This window comes from Paenibacillus sp. FSL R5-0744 (assembly GCF_037972555.1).
GTDB lineage: Bacteria > Bacillota > Bacilli > Paenibacillales > Paenibacillaceae > Paenibacillus_AQ.
Genome location: NZ_CP150228.1, coordinates 1,017,911 through 1,035,258 on the forward strand (window position 1 = coordinate 1,017,911; position 17,348 = coordinate 1,035,258).

At 42.6% G+C, this 17,348-nt stretch carries 14 protein-coding genes; 10 read left to right on the top strand and 4 right to left on the bottom strand.

From position 1 onward, the window contains the following. Positions 1 to 202 precede the first annotated feature (202 nt). Both MKY19_RS04490 and MKY19_RS04495 read left to right on the top strand, forming a co-directional pair. Entirely contained in the window at positions 203 to 2,782 is a 2,580-nt protein-coding gene (locus tag MKY19_RS04490) for a DUF4430 domain-containing protein (RefSeq protein WP_339800705.1), read from the top strand. A 209-nt stretch (positions 2,783 to 2,991) separates the two neighbouring features. Further along, positions 2,992 to 4,698 carry a methyl-accepting chemotaxis protein gene (locus MKY19_RS04495; protein ID WP_339800708.1) on the top strand — a complete coding sequence of 569 codons (1,707 nt, stop codon included), beginning with the start codon at positions 2,992 to 2,994 and terminating at the stop codon, positions 4,696 to 4,698. Positions 4,699 to 4,772: 74 nt separating this feature from the next. Here the strand turns inward: MKY19_RS04495 and qoxD are convergent, their stop codons facing one another. From qoxD to qoxA, 4 genes are read right to left on the bottom strand one after another with little or no spacing between them, the layout of a single operon-like run. Continuing rightward, positions 4,773 to 5,066: a cytochrome aa3 quinol oxidase subunit IV gene (qoxD, locus tag MKY19_RS04500; protein WP_179085737.1), complete on the bottom strand. Its 294-nt coding sequence runs from the start codon at positions 5,064 to 5,066 to the stop codon at positions 4,773 to 4,775. 1 nt (position 5,067) lies between these two features. Next, positions 5,068 to 5,664, bottom strand: coding sequence for a cytochrome aa3 quinol oxidase subunit III (gene qoxC / locus MKY19_RS04505; RefSeq protein ID WP_076283869.1), 597 nt, complete (start codon positions 5,662 to 5,664; stop codon positions 5,068 to 5,070). Further along, complete coding sequence (gene qoxB, locus MKY19_RS04510; RefSeq protein ID WP_042185110.1) at positions 5,661 to 7,604, bottom strand: cytochrome aa3 quinol oxidase subunit I; 1,944 nt, start codon at positions 7,602 to 7,604, stop codon at positions 5,661 to 5,663. The genes qoxC and qoxB overlap by 4 nt, the downstream gene beginning before the upstream one ends. A 38-nt stretch (positions 7,605 to 7,642) precedes the next feature. Further along, complete coding sequence (gene qoxA, locus MKY19_RS04515) at positions 7,643 to 8,638, bottom strand: cytochrome aa3 quinol oxidase subunit II (protein ID WP_076283870.1); 996 nt, start codon at positions 8,636 to 8,638, stop codon at positions 7,643 to 7,645. 484 nt (positions 8,639 to 9,122) lie between these two features. Here qoxA and MKY19_RS04520 point away from each other — a divergent pair, with 484 nt between their 5' ends. From MKY19_RS04520 to MKY19_RS04555, 8 genes are all read left to right on the top strand, one after another. Further along, on the top strand, positions 9,123 to 10,244 hold the full coding sequence (locus tag MKY19_RS04520; RefSeq protein WP_076283871.1) for a polysaccharide deacetylase: 1,122 nt from the start codon (positions 9,123 to 9,125) through the stop codon (positions 10,242 to 10,244). Positions 10,245 to 10,455: 211 nt separating this feature from the next. After that, positions 10,456 to 11,226, top strand: coding sequence for an amino acid ABC transporter substrate-binding protein (locus tag MKY19_RS04525; RefSeq protein WP_076283872.1), 771 nt, complete (start codon positions 10,456 to 10,458; stop codon positions 11,224 to 11,226). 29 nt (positions 11,227 to 11,255) lie between these two features. Continuing rightward, on the top strand, positions 11,256 to 11,915 hold the full coding sequence (locus tag MKY19_RS04530; protein ID WP_042185116.1) for an amino acid ABC transporter permease: 660 nt from the start codon (positions 11,256 to 11,258) through the stop codon (positions 11,913 to 11,915). 9 nt (positions 11,916 to 11,924) lie between these two features. Next, a complete protein-coding gene (locus MKY19_RS04535; RefSeq protein ID WP_339804163.1) occupies positions 11,925 to 12,683 on the top strand; it encodes an amino acid ABC transporter ATP-binding protein in 759 nt (252 codons plus the stop codon). A 169-nt stretch (positions 12,684 to 12,852) separates the two neighbouring features. Continuing rightward, on the top strand, positions 12,853 to 13,242 hold the full coding sequence (locus MKY19_RS04540) for a GntR family transcriptional regulator (RefSeq protein WP_076283874.1): 390 nt from the start codon (positions 12,853 to 12,855) through the stop codon (positions 13,240 to 13,242). Then, positions 13,235 to 14,137 (top strand): ABC transporter ATP-binding protein, encoded by a 903-nt coding sequence (locus MKY19_RS04545; protein ID WP_339800714.1) that lies wholly within the window; start codon positions 13,235 to 13,237, stop codon positions 14,135 to 14,137. Before MKY19_RS04540 ends, MKY19_RS04545 begins: the two co-directional genes overlap by 8 nt. After that, positions 14,103 to 16,136, top strand: a complete 2,034-nt coding sequence (locus MKY19_RS04550; protein WP_339800717.1) for a hypothetical protein — start codon at positions 14,103 to 14,105, stop codon at positions 16,134 to 16,136. Before MKY19_RS04545 ends, MKY19_RS04550 begins: the two co-directional genes overlap by 35 nt. Positions 16,137 to 16,503: 367 nt before the next feature. Beyond that, positions 16,504 to 17,307 carry a nucleotidyltransferase domain-containing protein gene (locus MKY19_RS04555; RefSeq protein ID WP_339800721.1) on the top strand — a complete coding sequence of 268 codons (804 nt, stop codon included), beginning with the start codon at positions 16,504 to 16,506 and terminating at the stop codon, positions 17,305 to 17,307. Positions 17,308 to 17,348: the final 41 nt, after the last annotated feature.

Consider the following 17,348-nt stretch of genomic DNA (forward strand, 5'->3'; position numbering starts at 1 on the left):
TTCTGATCAGCAGGACGATGCCGAAAGGTTTGGTTCTGCTGTTCTTTTTTTGTTACTCATACAAAGCTTTTCTATAGACATGCTATGTATTAATAGATATGATTATGAAAATAAGGTTATACCGCCCTTTATAGGGGCGGTCTTTATGTTGTGCGCTCTTATTTTATGTAGTATCCATTCCTTTATAGAAAGAGGTTGAACAATGAAGAAAATAGTCTCCTCCAAGTTTTTTGTGCTTGGACTGGCCATATTCATGGTCATTTCAATTTTAGGAACATCCCTTGCTCCGGCAGGAACCATCTTCGCAGAGGCAGGTGTTAGCACCGGACTAGATGAATCTAGCGATGCAGCTGCTCAGGCAGAGCGAATTAATGTTGCGGATGCGACCTATACAGCTGCAGAATTTATTCTAAAGGGTGGCGTGCAGTCGGATTGGCAAGCGATTGGGCTGGCTCAAGCGGGATACAAACTGCCAGCAGGTTACCGTCTAGCTCTTGAGAAAAAGGTGAAGGATGCAGAGGGGAATTTCGCGAGCGTAACGGATTATGCGAGAATCGTACTCGCAGTAAGAGCAGTAGGTGCTGATCCTACCAACTTTGCTGGAAGCGGAACAACACCTGGCTATAACTTAATAGAGAAGATCTATAATCATGACAAAATCAGTGGACAGACACTTAATAATCCAGTATATGCTTTGCTCGCACTGGACTCTGGTAAATATAACATTCCATATAACGCGAAATGGACAGCGGATAAGCTCATTGCTGAGATTCTCTCCAAGCAAAATCAAGATGGCGGCTTTGCCTTAACGACAGGCGCTAGTGAGCCAGATATGACAGCGATAGCTTTGACCGCTCTAGCGGCACATAAGCGTAATCCAGAAGCTTACACAGCAGGGCTACAAGCCGTATCTTGGCTCTCTAATGCTCAGGATAGTCATGGAGGTTACGGAGATAGTGCTGAGAGTGCTGCACAAGCTATTCTAGGTCTCACATCCTTCGGTGTAGATCCAAGTGGATTAGAATATACCAAGAATAAAGTGAATCTGATCGGTAACCTGCTGACCTACCGTCTAGCTGACGGAAGCTTCGCTCATAGCCGTGGCGGAAGCAGTAATATTCTAGCTACTGAGCAAGGCCTTCAGGCGCTTGTAGCCTACAATCTACTCTATAAAGGCAGTAACAGTAAGTTATACGATTTTTCTAAGTCATCCGTTCAGAATGCCTTAATCTATGCACCTGTTACTGTAGAGGGTCCTAAGAGTACTTTAGCACAGGGATATGGATATGCTAGCAACGTACTTGGTGCACTAGAGAAGTTGGCTCTTCAGACGAACTTGCCGATCACGAATCCTTCCGGTGCATATGTCACAGGAATTGGAAACATTCCCGCCGGAAGCTACGGCGGCTATGACGGATGGATGTATGCCGTATCCCGTAACGGTCAATGGATCAACCCTGATGTTGGAATGAGTGATTTTGCGCTTAAAGATTCAGATCAGGTCTTGGTTTATTATGCTGGAGATGATACTAAACTTGTAGATTCGGTAACGGTGTCCAAAGCAAGCCTTAAAGAGGGCGATTCTTTTACTGTAGTAGTGACTAGTAAGACATGGAAATGGGATGCTGTAGCGAATACATCCTCCCCGGTAACTGCCAAAGCATCTGGCGTTCAGGTCCAAATTGGAAATCGCATCGTAACAACAAATGCTAAAGGCGAGGCGCTATTCTCAGGGAATGTTCCAGCAGGTGATTACAAGCTGACTGTAACAGGCTATCGTGAAGGAAAAGCGCCATCGATAGCTAGATATACTCAAGATCTAAAGGTAATTCCTAAGAATGTAACGGCTTCACTTACCGTTGAGGGTCCGCAAGGACTGATCGGTGAGGGGACTTTAAAGGCTTCCAATGCACTTGAAGCTTTGCAGCAATTGGGGTTATCCAATGATTTTAAAGTAGATATCACGAAATCGTCGTATGGTAATTTTGTATCGGGCATTCATGGAGTTACTCAAGGCCTTTATGATGGCTGGTGGAGCTTCGTAGTATGGCGTAGCGGTGAATGGATCTATCCAAGTGTAGGTTTGGACGCTTTTGAATTACAGGAATCCGACCGTGTTCTTGTATATTATGCCGGAGAAACCACACAGGTTGTTGATACTGCGGTTGTATCCTCTGCACAGCCGAAGCCGGGTGAAGCTTTCACAGTAACAGTTTCTCAGAAAAAATGGGTGTGGAATAAGGATACCTTTACTTCCGATCCAGTGACTTCTCCAGCCGTTGGCGTGCAGGTCTTGATCGGTGATCAGAAGGCGATCACAAATGCTAAGGGGGTAGCTGCATTTGACCAAGGTCTTCCAGCGAATACCTATACGATCATTGTTACCGGATATGCTAAAGATAGAGTGCCTAGTGTGGCGCGTTATACTCAGTCACTAAACATTGCTTCAGATGTTATTGCTCCTGTTAAAGCTACGGCTACCCTTTCAGTCGTTGGGGATAACAAGAAGGGTACGATTCTGAACAGTACAACAGTATCGCTAAAAGAAGGTGAAACGGCTTATAGCTTATTGATTAGTCAATTGGGCGATAAGGTAGTATCATCCGGAAACGCTGGAAGTAAATACGTGAAATCTATAGATGGTTTGTCCGAATTTGATGGCGGACCTAGCAGTGGATGGAAGTATAAGACGAATAGAGATGCTGATCCAAGTATCAGCGCGGACAGCTACATTTTAGAGAACGGTGATATATTATATTGGTACTATTCATCGGGTGAATAAGTACGATTGATTATTCGTTAGGCGGACACTACGATTCGGAGTATTAGCGGATCGAGTGTCCGTTTTTGTTTTCGTTCGTTGCATTATTTGACAATAGAAACTTTTTTTCGACATTTTATTCATGATTTTATTTAAAAATCATCACACTATTCGCCTTTCTTACCGATAAAAATAGATAGTTAGTAAGATCATGTGAAGGCGGAGTGCAGATGAAGAATATGAAAGTGAAATTCAAAATTGGGATTCTATTGGTATTTTCTGTAGTCATGTTAAACATTGTGGGGGTAACTGGCTTTATCACCATGGACAAAATGGCCCAAAAAACAACAGAGACGTATAATGAAAACTTGTTGCCTGTTTCTTACGTGGGACAAATGCGTACAAACAATCGGGCCATTGAAGCTTTTCTCTTGGAGCGCTTGATGAGCGTTGATGTAAACAAGAACAAACAACTGAAAGAGAGCATTACGGAGAAAGTTCAGGAAAATAATAATCTTTTGAACAAGTTGAAGACCGTCCAGTACAATGATAGTGCGGTAGTGAATAAAATAAAGGAATATGAGTCCTCCTTAACAGACTATCGTGTACAAAGAGATAATATTATTCAGGTTGCGGATAGCAAAGGTAGTCAAGAGGCCTTTCAAGTATTCACAGGTGAGTTTAGTAATTCTCGTGAGAAAATGATCAATATGCTAAAAGGAATAAGCGATTCGCTGCTAAAGGGAGCTGGAGATCATAATTCAGAGTCTACGGCTACCGCTAAGAGCATGAAGACTAAAAGTATAGTGTTGATATCGTTCTCTTGGATCATTTGTATCGTGCTTAGTGTTGCAATCATTCGACTGATTACGAAACCTCTTAAGGAACTGCAAGGTTTAATGAAGCGGGCGGAAAATGGAGATTTAACCGTCACAGCAACATATACCGCTAAGGATGAAATCGGCCAAATTAATAGCTCATTTAACAATATGCTGGAGAGCTTACGGAAGATGATGCAAGGCATTGCGGAGAGTGCAGAATTGTTATCAGCCTCATCGCAAGAGATGAGCGCTAGTGCTGAGCAGACCTCGCTGGCTTCGCAAATGATCGCCGAAGCTTCTGGAGAGATTGCAGCGGGGTTTGATGAACAGACGGAAAGTATTAATCGTACCTCTCAGTCTATACAAGCTATGACCAATAATATTTCGGCCGTAGAAAGTAGCAGTTTTGAAATGTCCGACCTTATGGGAGTCGCTTCTGGTTCAACAGATCAAGGGGTAATCGCTGTAGATAACATCATTGAACAGATGAAGGAAATCGACTCCGGCGTAACTCAGAGCCAAGAGATTATTAGTAACCTTGGGCAGCTGTCTCAGGATATAAATACAATTATTACTACGATTAACGGAATTGCAACACAGACGAACCTGCTGGCGCTTAATGCTTCTATCGAAGCAGCGAGAGCTGGAGAACATGGACGCGGCTTTGCTGTAGTTGCCGGAGAAATTCGGGGTCTTGCAGAAGCGACACGAAACAGTTCACTGAAAGTAACGGATATTATTACGCATATTCAAAAGCAAACTGAAAGAGCAGTAGAATCAATGGCTTTCGGCTCCGAGCTAGTCTCTCACGGCGTAGCTCAAAGTCAGCTCGTATCTCAAGCGTTTCATGAGATTCAAAGTTCTATTAAAGAAGCTACGCTGCAGACGGAAGAGATTAGAGAGGCGGTTGCACATGTCTCCTTAGAGTCACAAGGTGTAGTGGCAGCAATGGAACAGGTCAATGCAATATCCAATAAAGGGGCAGTGGGTGTTCAGGACACCAGTGCAGCTAGTCAGCAGCAACTGTCTGCTATGGAGGAAATGTCCGCATCAGCTCAGTATTTAGCGGTGCTGGCGGAAGATCTGCAGAAGACTTTAGCGCGATTTAAATTATAACGCGAAATGAAAAAAAGGACGTCCCAGAGCCATTTAGGCTTTGGAGACGTCCTTTTGTGTGTTATTGAATGGAGTTAAGCATACCAGCCCCATACGAAGATGAAGAGCGTACCAAAGATCGTAACTAAGCCAACGAATAAGGCATAGGCGATATTGAGGTAGAGTTCTTTCTTGGTATCAGCTGATTCTCCAATATGCATGAACAGGAAGAGCTGCAGGGAAGCCTGAATGAGCGCTGTAATAAGCAGGATAGCCATGTTCGCACTATTAGATAGATCAAGGTAGATTACAGCAAGTGCAGCCACAGAAAGGACAAGAGAGGCTAAGAAACCCATCACATGGCGAATTGGAAACAGTTGCTTCATCATGCTACATCAGTCCTTTCAGATAGACGAAGCTGAAAATAAAGATCCAGACAACGTCCAAGAAATGCCAGTACAGCGAGAAGATAAAGGATTTATTGGCCGTAGCCGGAGTAATACCTTGACGCTTCAACTGGATTAAGATAGCCGCACCCCACAGGAACCCGAACGATACGTGAGCTCCGTGTGTTCCCAGCAGTACAAAGAGACTGGATAGGAATCCGCTGGTTTGAAGTGTAGCCCCTTCGTGAACATAAGTGACAAACTCCATGATTTCAATACCAAGGAAGCCGAGACCCATGAGTAGGGTTAGTCCGAAAAAGACCATCATAGCTTTCTGGTAACCATGCCGCATAGCATGAACTGCAAGACCGATCGTAAATGAGCTTGTCAACAGCAGTAATGTTTCGATCATCACGGGACCAATTTCAAAAAGGTCCGGCCCGCTAGGGCCGCTGGCAAAACGGTCAACCATTACAAAGTAAACAGTGAACAACGTAGCGAACAGTGCAATCTCTGCTCCTAGAAAGACCCAGAAGCCAAAGATTTTATTACTATTCTCTTCTGTTGAGTATTCAAGCGGCTTAGACGCATCTATTTTCATATTGTCTCACCCCGCAATTTCTTTTCAGTAGCAATAACTTCTTCTGCAGGGATGTAGAATCCATGATCCCGATCGAAGGACATAGCAGCTAGAACGATGAGGATACCTACTCCAGAGAGAATGGCTGGAATCCAGAGACTGAATACCAGAGAGAATCCTGCAATGAAGAAGATAACACCCAGAATAAATGGTTTGCCTGAATTGCTAGGCATATGAATCTTAGTAATCTTGTCTTCGTATAGAGGTACGTTGTCTTGTTTAGAGAACCAGTAGGCATCGCGTGTTTTTACGGTTGGAACCACTGCGAAGTTGTAAGCTGGAATCGGACTTTTCGTTGCCCACTCCAGTGTACGTGCATCCCATGGATCTCCATTTGTATCTCTTGGTTCATAACGTGTACTCCAGTAGATGTTATACACCAGAATTACAAATCCGACTGTAAGACCTATCGCCCCTATGAACGAGACCATACTGAGCGGACCAAATCCGGTATCCGCAGAATAAGTGTATTGTCGACGTGTCATTCCCTTAAGTCCGAGAAGGAACAGTGGGAAGAACGATACGTTAAAGGAAATAATAATCCACCAGAAGGCATGTTTACCAAGACGTTCGTTCAAACGGAAGCCGAATACTTTAGGGAACCAGTAGTGGAAACCTGCGATAACGGCGAATACAGCACCTGGAATGAGAACGTAGTGGAAATGCGCTACCAGGAACATTGTATTATGGTACTGATAATCGGCGCTGGCCATGGCCAGCATGACACCTGTTACCCCACCAATCGTAAAGATCGGGATAAACGCGAGCGAATATAGCATCGGCGTCGTAAATGATATTCGCCCTTTTCGTAAGGTGAATAGCCAGTTGAATATTTTCACACCTGTTGGAACGGCAATGGCCATGGTAGTAATCGAGAAGAAACTGTTAACCATAGCGCCTTGACCCATTGTATAGAAATGGTGAGCCCATACTAAGAAGGACAAGAGGGAGATGATCAACATACTAAAGACCATGGATGTATATCCATACAGGTTCTTTTTGGAGAAGGTGGCGATAATTTCACTATAAATACCGAAGGCGGGTAGTACAACGATATATACTTCTGGATGTCCCCATACCCAGAAAAGGTTGGCCCATAACATATCCATACCGCCGTTGGCCATCGTGAAGAATTGAGAGCCGAATAACCGGTCGAACATCATCAAAGCGAGCGCAACCGTAAGCACTGGGAAAGCGAATACGATAATTACGTTCGTGATTAGAACGGACCATGTAAACATTGGCATTTTCATCAGCTTCATACCAGGAGCACGCATCTTCAGAATCGTTACAATAAAGTTAACGCCTGTGAGGAGTGTACCGATACCCGATATTTGTAGCGCGAGCGAGTAGTAGTTGTTACCCACCGTTGGGCTGAACTCTATACTTGCTAGTGGGAAGTATGCAGACCAACCAGCATCTGGTGATCCCCCGATAACAAACGAAATGTTAAGCAGCATTGCTCCGAAGAAGAAGAGCCAGAAGCTGACAGCGTTAAGACGTGGGAAGGCAACGTCTCTGGCACCGATTTGTAGCGGTACGATAACGTTCATCAGACCGATAATAAACGGCATGGCCATAAAGAGGATCATGATCAAGCCGTGTGTTGTAAATACCTCGTTGTAATGCTGTGCGTCAAGAAATTTCATGTCTGGGGCTGCGGTTTGCAGCTTCATCATAATAGCGTCAACGCCGCCGCGGAAAAGCATTAGTAGCGCAGCAAGGATATACATAACCCCGATACGTTTGTGGTCAACGGTAGTTAACCATTCGCGCCATAAATATCCCCATTTTTTAAAATAGGTTAGGCCGACGATAATCCCGATTGTAGCTAAAACAATACTTGCCATAGCCCCGTAAATCAGGGGTTCGCCATGGACCTTAAATTTATCCCAATCCATTAGGAAACGCTCCTTTCAAGTTGCTCAATTAACATGGACTAATGTCCTTCATGTGTAGTGCTCTGTTCATCCAGTTCTGGATTAGGTTCGCTGTTAAATTCTGTCTCGCTAGATGGTGCAGGAGACGGATGAATTTCTTTATTATCCTGATGTTCCATAGTTCCATTATCCATATCCATTTCTTTACCATTATTACTCATATGGTCGCCATGTTCTCCCGGAGGAGGGCTAAAGGATAAGTGAGTGTTGGTGTATGTTTTGCGTCCGACATATTCCATTTTCAAAAGATTTTTGAATTCGTCTTCAGTTAATGGACCTGCTGTTTCTTTAACATCTTTTACCCATTCTTGATAGTCCTTATCAGTCATCGCAAGGGCTTCGAACTCCATGTGGGCAAAACCCTTACCATTAAAGTTCGCATTTCTTCCGGTATAAGAACCTACAGTATCCGCTGAAAGATGCAGAGTGGTAAGCATGTCACTCATCGCATATTTCTGTCCTCCCAATTGAGGGATCCAGAGACTTGAGATCGTACCGAAAGAGTACAATCTGAACTCGACAGCGCGGTGAACTGGAATGTTCACGTAGTTTACGGTTTCAATACCTTCCTCAGGATAGCTGAAATGCCATTTCCAGTTGGAGGAGGAAGCGTAGATTACAAGCGGTTTCTGATCTTTATAATCCGCTGCAACGTTTTCTACATCTACTGTCGTTTTGACAGTGACCACGGAGAGGAATGCCACGATAATAATCGGGATTGTAATCCAGATGGCCTCCAACCATTTGTTTCCTTCCTCGTGAGGAGGAATATAATCTTCATTACTTTTCTTAGCGCGGTACTTCAAAAGTACAAAGACATATAAGATGTAGACAACTGCTAGAACACCGAGCATCATAACAATGGAGAGGATGATCGTGTCAGACAGAGTTCTCGCAGCCGGCCCCTTCGGATTCAGAACAGCGATTGAACTGCATCCTGGCAAGAGTAAAATTAGGCTGAGAAATAAAGCGTATAACGGTCCCTTTTTGTTCATGCTTAAGCTCCTTCCTTCAATACTTCTATTAATTAACCCTCATCATTACCTTCATATATAGTAAGAACTAATGAGAAAGAAAGCAAAATACTTATTTTTCCATATAATCCATAATAGACCTTAATAATGGCGATCAAGTTAAATATGTGTGATCAATTTGTTACAAGTTCCTAATGATATGATAAAGATCACTGTAGCCACGCTGTTTAATGGTTATTTATTTCTGTTCAAACTTTGTTCAATAATTTACTAAAGTTGCTAATTTAGACACATCTATTTTGTGCAAAAGGATTGGAATTTAACCATTTATTGTTGGTGTGACAGGATTTGGCCGAAATCCGTATTTGATGAATTTTGTCGAAATATCTGCAAGCCTTAAAAAGGGTAACAAATTATTCTGTATTAAGTTACAATCTCTCAAATTTCTATCTATTAATCTATGATAATGTTATAGGTAAATATACGAGATGGGAGATTTTTTGAGATGTTTAAAAAGAAAGTGTGGCTATTATTTGTAGTATTATTCGTATGTACGGGTTTGGTACGAGAGATAGATACAGTGAATGCAGCGGGTGCAGCAGGATCCCTGAAATTAGGGGTGAACGATAAATTAACTAAAATTGATGCAGTGTCGATAAAGGATACATATTATGTTTCACTGCGTGATTTGTCCCTAGAACTGAATCTGAATCTTACCCTTCAGGGTGTTGGCATTCATGTTCAAGGGAACAACGGTTCCATCGAACTGCTGAATGATCATGCAACAGCTCTTCTCCCTAATGGAAAGACTATTCCGCTGAAAACATTTGTGGAAAATGGTAGAACGATGGTTCCTGTGAAGATGACCTCTCATCTTGGATTTTCAATTTCGTTTAAGCCAGCTCAATCTTTATTAAGAGTGTATAATTCCGGGGCTAAATTAGACGATGCTGCATTCGTGAATCAACATAAAAAGGCTTTGCAACAAAATGTACCTACAGGGACGACAGGCACAAAGGGGAAAGTTGTATATCTTAGCTTTGATGATGGCCCATCCGCTACAACCTCTCAACTACTTGATATCTTGGCGAAGTATGATGCGAAGGCAACCTTCTTCATGTTAGGAAATAACATGAACGCACACGCGTCTCAAGTGAAGCGCTTAGTGAAAGATGGACATGCACCTGCTTTGCACGGCATGACACATGTGAAAGATAAATTTTATGCTTCTCCAGCTTCTGCGTTGAAAGAGATGAATGACGATAATGCAATTCTGAAGAAGATTACAGGTCAAAGTACAACGCTGATTCGTACACCTTATGGTAGTAAGCCTTATTTAACAAAAGCTTATAGAGATAAGATACTAACTCAAGGGTACCATCTGTGGGATTGGAACGTTGACTCTGAGGATTGGAGATATAAGAACGATAGTAATTCCATCTATAATACGGTTATGAGAGAAGTTCATAGTCTGAAGAAGAGCAGCCCGGTGATTCTAATGCATGATCAAAAGGCTACACTTAAAGTTCTTCCACGCATCCTAGCGGCGCTGAAGAAAGAAGGCTATGCGTTTCATATTATTACTTCAGATATGGAGCCTAACAATTTTTGGAACGATAAGCGCTAAATCTGATAGTGAAATTAAATCATTCATATTGTTGAGACGGCAGATTTGATCTGTCGTCTTTTTTTTGTTGTCTGAAATCTTTGTAGATTTGACACATGTAGGCTTCTCTAATCTATCGACGTAGTTAATTTGTCATGTTATCATGATACTCTGATAACGTATTAGCGAACTAAAGCACACAGCACTGTGTCAACGATGGGGGATAAAAGAGATGAAGAAAAATGCACTTTTAGTTTTATTTATGATCATGGTTATTGCAGCTTTATCAGGCTGTTCGTCTTCTGGGAGTAAGGATGGAAAGCTGGTGATCGGGATTGATGATAAGTTCGCTCCGATGGGCTTTAGAGATGAGAATAATGAAATTGTTGGGTTTGATATCGACTATGCCGGAGCTGCAGCTGAGAAAATGGGCAAAGAAATCACTTTTCAGCCTATTGACTGGTCAGCTAAGGAGTCAGAACTGAATAGCGGGCGCATTGATATGATTTGGAATGGTTATACCATCACAGATGAACGTAAGGAAAAGGTGTTATTCACTAAGCCCTATCTTGAGAATAGTCAGGTTGTAGTCGTATTAGCGGATTCCTCTATTTCAAAGCTTGAGGATTTGGCTGGTAAAGAGGTAGGACTTCAAAGTCTGTCTTCCGCTGCCGATGCATTAAATGCTAATCCGATTAAAGACCAAATTGCTAATCTGTCGGAATTTCCGGATAATGTGCTAGCGCTCACAGATTTGAAGACTAAGCGCCTGGACGGTGTAGTCATTGATGAAGTGGTAGCCAGATATTATATGTCAAAAGAGCCTAATACCTTTAAGCTACTAGATGAATCGCTTGCTCCTGAGCAGTACGGTATTGGAATTAAGAAAGGCAATGAGGCACTACTGGAAGAACTTCAAAAGGCTTTGGATGAAATGAACAACGACGGAACGGCTGAGAAGATCTCCACGAAGTGGTTTGGTGAGAATAAGGTATTAAAATAGAAGGTCAATATACAGAGTTTATTGGAGAAATGAAAATGGATTATATAATACAAATTTCCGGGCCGATGTTAGAAGGCGCGCGTACAACTATTTTATTGTTTCTTATTGTTATTTTGGTGTCGATTCCGCTCGGGTTCCTAGTCACTTTGATGGCGAAGAGTGTGATCAAGCCCGTGGCTTGGATTGCACATACCTATATCTATGTCATGCGGGGAACACCACTTTTACTGCAATTGTTATTTTTTTGCTTTGGTTTACCACAGATTCCGGTGATCGGGGAATATCTGGTCATGGACCGCTTCGTTGCGGCGAGTCTTGGGTTTATTCTTAACTATGGGGCTTATTTCGCGGAGATCTTCCGTGGGGGTATGCTCTCCATTGATAAAGGGCAGCATGAAGCAGCCAAAGTACTCGGACTGAGTAAATGGCAAACGCTGCGCAAGGTAATTCTAGCTCAAATGTTTAGGGTAGCTTTGCCAGCCGTGGCCAATGAATCGATTTCCTTGGTCAAAGATACGGCTCTGCTGTATGCCGTTGCTGTACCTGAGCTACTGAACTATGCCAAAACAGCAGTAAATCGAGACTTTACTGTAACCCCCTTTGTAGTGGCGGGAGTGATTTACTTACTGATGACGCTGGTGCTCACTTTATTCTTCAAAGCACTGGAGAAACGTTTTAAATTCGAGTAGAGGGACTGTCTGAATATGAGTAACATGATAGAAGTAAGTGATTTACAGAAATCCTTCGGCAAATTGGATGTGTTGAAGAAGGTTAGTTTCAATATCCAGGCGGGAGAAGCCGTCGCTGTTATCGGACCTTCAGGCTCAGGTAAGAGTACGATGCTGCGTAGTCTAGTACATCTAGAGGAAATTACGGGAGGAAGCATCTTCATCCAAGGTAAGCCGCTTGTGGAGAATGGAAAATATGCTAGTGGAGCAAGTATTCGTGAGATTACGGCATCCATGGGAATGGTGTTTCAACACTTTAACCTATTTCCACATTTAACAGTGCGGGGCAATCTAGAGCTAGCTCCAAGGATGTTGAAACGGGAGAGCGTGAAGGAGATTACGGCTAGAAGCGAGAACTTACTTTCTAAGGTTGGACTTGCTGAAAAAGCGGATGTGTATCCTGCAAAGCTGTCGGGTGGACAAAAGCAACGGGTTGCTATTGCGAGAGCATTAATGCTCAATCCTGATATTCTATTGTTCGATGAACCCACTTCCGCGCTTGATCCTGAACTGACGGGCGAGGTACTACGCGTCATCCGTCTACTTGCTGAGGAGAATATGACGATGATTGTTGTCACTCATGAGATGAACTTTGCTCGTGATGTGGCCGATCGTGTGATTTTCATGGACAACGGTGAGATCACGGAGTCTGGAACACCAGAGCAGATTTTTGATCATCCACAGCAGGAGCGCACTCGAATTTTTCTGAATCAAGAGACGAGGGTATGAATACCACCTCTGGCTAATAAAGTGTCTATTCATGAGAAAAAGTCCCCACAGTTTTTTTATAACTGTGGGGGTTTTTGCGTTGACATAAAGATTAAACTGTATTAATAATAGTAGTACAGTTAATACACATCATCATGAACTAAGGGAAGACAGTGAAAGGAGGATGGTTATGTTCGAATTGGACGTTCGCAGTCGCAAGCCGATTTATGAGCAGCTGACCGATAAGGTCAAGGAGATGATTTTACATGGTATTTTGCAGACTGATGAACAACTGCCTTCGGTAAGGACATTATCCCAGCAGCTAACCGTGAATCCCAATACGATTCAGAAGGCTTACCGTGAATTGGAACGTGAGGGGTATATCTATTCACTGCAGGGGAAAGGGAGTTTTGTAGCCCCAATGAAAAAAGAACAGAATGAGATTAAAAAAGCCGAAGTACGTGCTGAGTTGCTTAGACTGATGGCGGAAGCGGTATACCTTGGGTTCACCGCAGCTGAGATTAGTTCATTGTATGAGCAAGTGGAGAAGCAGAGAGAAGGGGGGAAAAGTGATGATTGAGATTCGAGGCGTCAGTAAGTTATTTCAAGGGGAGAAGGCAGTAGACGATATCTCTTTAACGGTACGTAAAGGGACGATTTATGGGCTGCTCGGCTCTAATGGCGCGGGTAAAACTACGCTGCTGAAGACCTTGGCAGGCATTTTCTCTCCAGATAAGGGAACCGTGAAGGTGGATGGTGAAGCGGTATTCGAACACCCGACGACTAAGCAACGGGTTATTTTTATGCCGGATTCTCCTTACTTTTTTCCGCAATCCACCATGCTGCAAATGGCAGCCTTCTATCGCTCGATCTATCCGAGCTGGAATCAGAAGCGTTTTGATGATTTGGGGACCGTCTTTCAGCTCGATAAGAAGCGTAAGCTTAGTCGTTTCTCCAAAGGGATGCAGCGTCAAGCGTCATTCTGGTTATGTTTAAGCTGTATGCCAGATGTGCTTATTATGGATGAGCCGATTGACGGGTTAGATCCGGTAATGCGGCGCCAGATCAAAAACCTGCTATTTCAGGAGGTTGCTGAACGCGAGCTGACGGTAATCATTTCTTCACATAATCTTCGTGAGATCGAAGATCTGTGTGATCATGTTGGGATTATGCATGGTGGGAAGATGCTGATTGAGAAGGATCTGGATGATCTTAAGGCGGATACACATAAGATTCAAGTGGCCTTCCGGGATGAACGGCATGAAATTCCGTTAGCAGCGAAGCTGCAAATATTACATCAAGAACGCCGGGGGAGCGTGAACCTGTACATAGTAAAAGGGGATCGTGAGCGAATTAAAGCGGCTTTTCAAGTGTACGAGCCATACGTATTCGATTTGCTTCCATTAACGTTAGAAGAGATCTTTATTTATGAAATGGGGGATGTCGGATATGACGCGCAGCCGATACTACTTTAATAGCAGTATTATTCGCCAGAATTTCCGCCAGCATGGCTGGATAGGGATTATATATGCACTTGGCCTAATGTTCGCACTTCCATTGCAGCTGTTTATGAGTATCGATCCAAATGCAAAACCGCAGGAAATCGATCATTTATTCCGCATCTCTGGTAATGTGCAAGCATTGTTCATTATTACGATCCCTGTTGCTGCTGGACTCTTTTTATTCCGATACCTTCAGGCAAAATCTCCATCAGATCTATGGCATAGCCTGCCTTTACGCAGAGAGCATTTATTTACGGCTCATCTGACAAGTGGACTTACCTTACTGTTGGTGCCGGTTTGGTTAACTGCAGGGGTGGTTGCGGTTGTTAAGCGATGGAGTGGTAATTTTTATATTTTTCAGGGCGCAGATATTTGGCAATGGTGTATCACAGTTAGTATTCTGACTTTGTTCCTCTTCTGCTTTAGTGTTTTTGTGGGAATATGCACGGGCCAATCTATTCTTCAGGGAATTATCATTTATATTTTGCTTATTCTTCCTGTTGTACTGATCTCATTAATCAATAGCCATTTAGTCATGTATCTTTATGGTTATGCAAATGCAAATGTAAACTTCCGTGATTCTAGTTTGCAGATGTGGTCTCCGTTTGTTCATATCGTGTATTATTTTACCGGCAAACCATTTACTAATACAGAATTGTGGATTTATGGAGTATTGTCCCTTTTATTTATTGGATTATCCTACCTGTTATACCGTAAACGTAATACGGAAAAAGCGGGTCAGGCTATTGCTTTTGGATATTTCAACCCGCTGTTTAAAGCAGGGGTTATGTTATGTACTATGCTTATTTCCGGGAATTATTTTGCACAAATGAAGCAACAGCAAATGGGCTGGGTAATTAGTGGATATGCCATTGGAGCCATTATCGGCTATGTTGCTGCGGAAATGATTATTCGGAAAACATGGCAGATTATGACGCGTAAAGTGTTAGCAGAGTTTGCGGTTTATGCAGTAATGCTGGGGTTACTTCTGTATATCCCGATATCAAGTGTTACCGGGTATGAAGCTAGAGTACCTTCCGGTGATAAGATTAGTGGTGTGTATATGGGGTCTAACTACCGTTGGTATACCCCCACGGATGATTTGTACACTACTACACCCTATATGGGGCAGGACCCTTTTTCCGATGATAAAGATTATATAGAAGCTGTCCGTAAACTTCATCAAGCGGTAATTGCGGTACGTCCAGAACATACCTCACAACAATACGCTTATGAATATTTTACCATCGCCTATCAATTGGAGAACGGTCACAAGCTAGTGAGGGAATACTGGATCCCTAATAAGGGGTTTGAATCAGAGCTCAAGGCGGTTAAGGATACCGAAGCTTACAAGTATGAAAAGTATAATTTAGCTCTCTTAGACAAAGACCTGGATTATATGTGGGTTACTAACAGGAATAAAAAAGTAGCCATCTCTGATCCTCAGGAAATTTCAGAGCTAAAAGAGATTATCAAACGCGAAATTTCGAATATGTCCTACGAAGTACAGATAGATAAGGACGGGAAACCTGATGTGGCTGGTATCCAAACAGAGGTAAAGGCAAAAGAGGACAGCAACCAAGTTTCTTCAAGTTATGGTTATTATTATCCGTGGAAGTCTTCTTTCCATGAGCTTGAAAAGTGGATGAACGAAAAAGGCTATGCCGAAAAAATACGAACAACCGCTGAAGATATACAATCGGCAGAGATTGTAAAAGATGACTTTATGGATAAGCAAACACCTAAGAATCCTACGAGTCCTGAACAAAGATTAGTGCTTGCACGTGAAAAGAATCTTACAGTTGTTACGAAGGATAAGGCACTATTAACGGATATTTTAGATCATCGTTTCAATTATGGAGTTGAGAATGGCAACTACATTGTGAAGCTGCTGTATAAGGAAGGTTATAGCGATTTCGTAATGTTAAAAGCATCGGATATGACGCCTGAACTGAAGGTATTACTGAAATAAGCTACAAATAAGGTAAGTAAAAGATTACAGAAAAAGACTACTGGTTGACAGAAACTGGATAGTTGGATTATGCTTTTGGAGATAGGTTAAGGATGAAATGGTACTGAATAAAATATAATTTGACTTGGGGGTAAGGACAGATGAATAACAATATGAATAATCAGCCATCGTATAATGCTTATCCATATTTGCGTCCATCTGTTACCTTGGCTTACAGGTCAACCTTAGAATCAGTGTATTCATTTCCGGTGAATCAACAACGCTATATTAACCGGTAAGGAGTTCTGTATTTAGGTGAAGCCCGGCCATGGACGATGGAGTCCATGGTCTTTTTTGCATATTTAGAAGGTTTAAGGGAGGGGTTAATATGTCGGAAATACATCAATCGATCATTCAGCAGCTTCGGACCATTGAATCTGAAGAACAAGTCCGCATTTTGTATGCGTGTGAATCGGGGAGCCGGGCTTGGGGATTTCCATCCAAAGATAGTGATTATGATGTTAGATTCTTATACATACGAAGACCTGAGGCATATTTATCTATTTTTGAGCACAGGGATGTAATAGAACGGCCGATCAGTGACATGCTTGATATTAACGGTTGGGACTTGAAGAAGGGGCTTAATCTATTTCGGAAATCTAATCCGCCTCTACTGGAATGGTTAGAATCACCGATTCGCTATGAAGAAAAATACGCTGTAGCCGAAAGTATCCGTGAACTCTCGCCACAAAGCTTTTCACCAAAATCATGCATTTACCACTATTTGAACATGGCGCGAGGAAATTACCGGGATTATCTGCAAGGCAGTGAGGTTAAAATCAAGAAATATTTTTACGTATTAAGACCACTCTTAGCATGCGCTTGGATTGAAAAATACAACGAAGTGCCTCCGCTCGATTTTAATGTGCTTGTACAGGATTTGATTCCACAAGGTTCAGAATTACAGGAAGCCGTGCAGAACCTGTTATCTCGTAAAATGTCCGGTGATGAACTAAATCTGGAGCCGCGCTTGGATGTTATCAATACTTATTTGGAGGAGAGAATTGCTCATTACGAGGCGGTTGCTTCTGCTTTTGAACAGAGTGTTGGTGTTATGGATGAAGCGTTAGATATCTTGTTCCGATCAGCACTGATAGAGGTCTGGGGCGAAACGGGGCAATGGAACTGGTAAGTTCACAATTCAATAATTGTTAATTAAGGAGAGATGAAGCT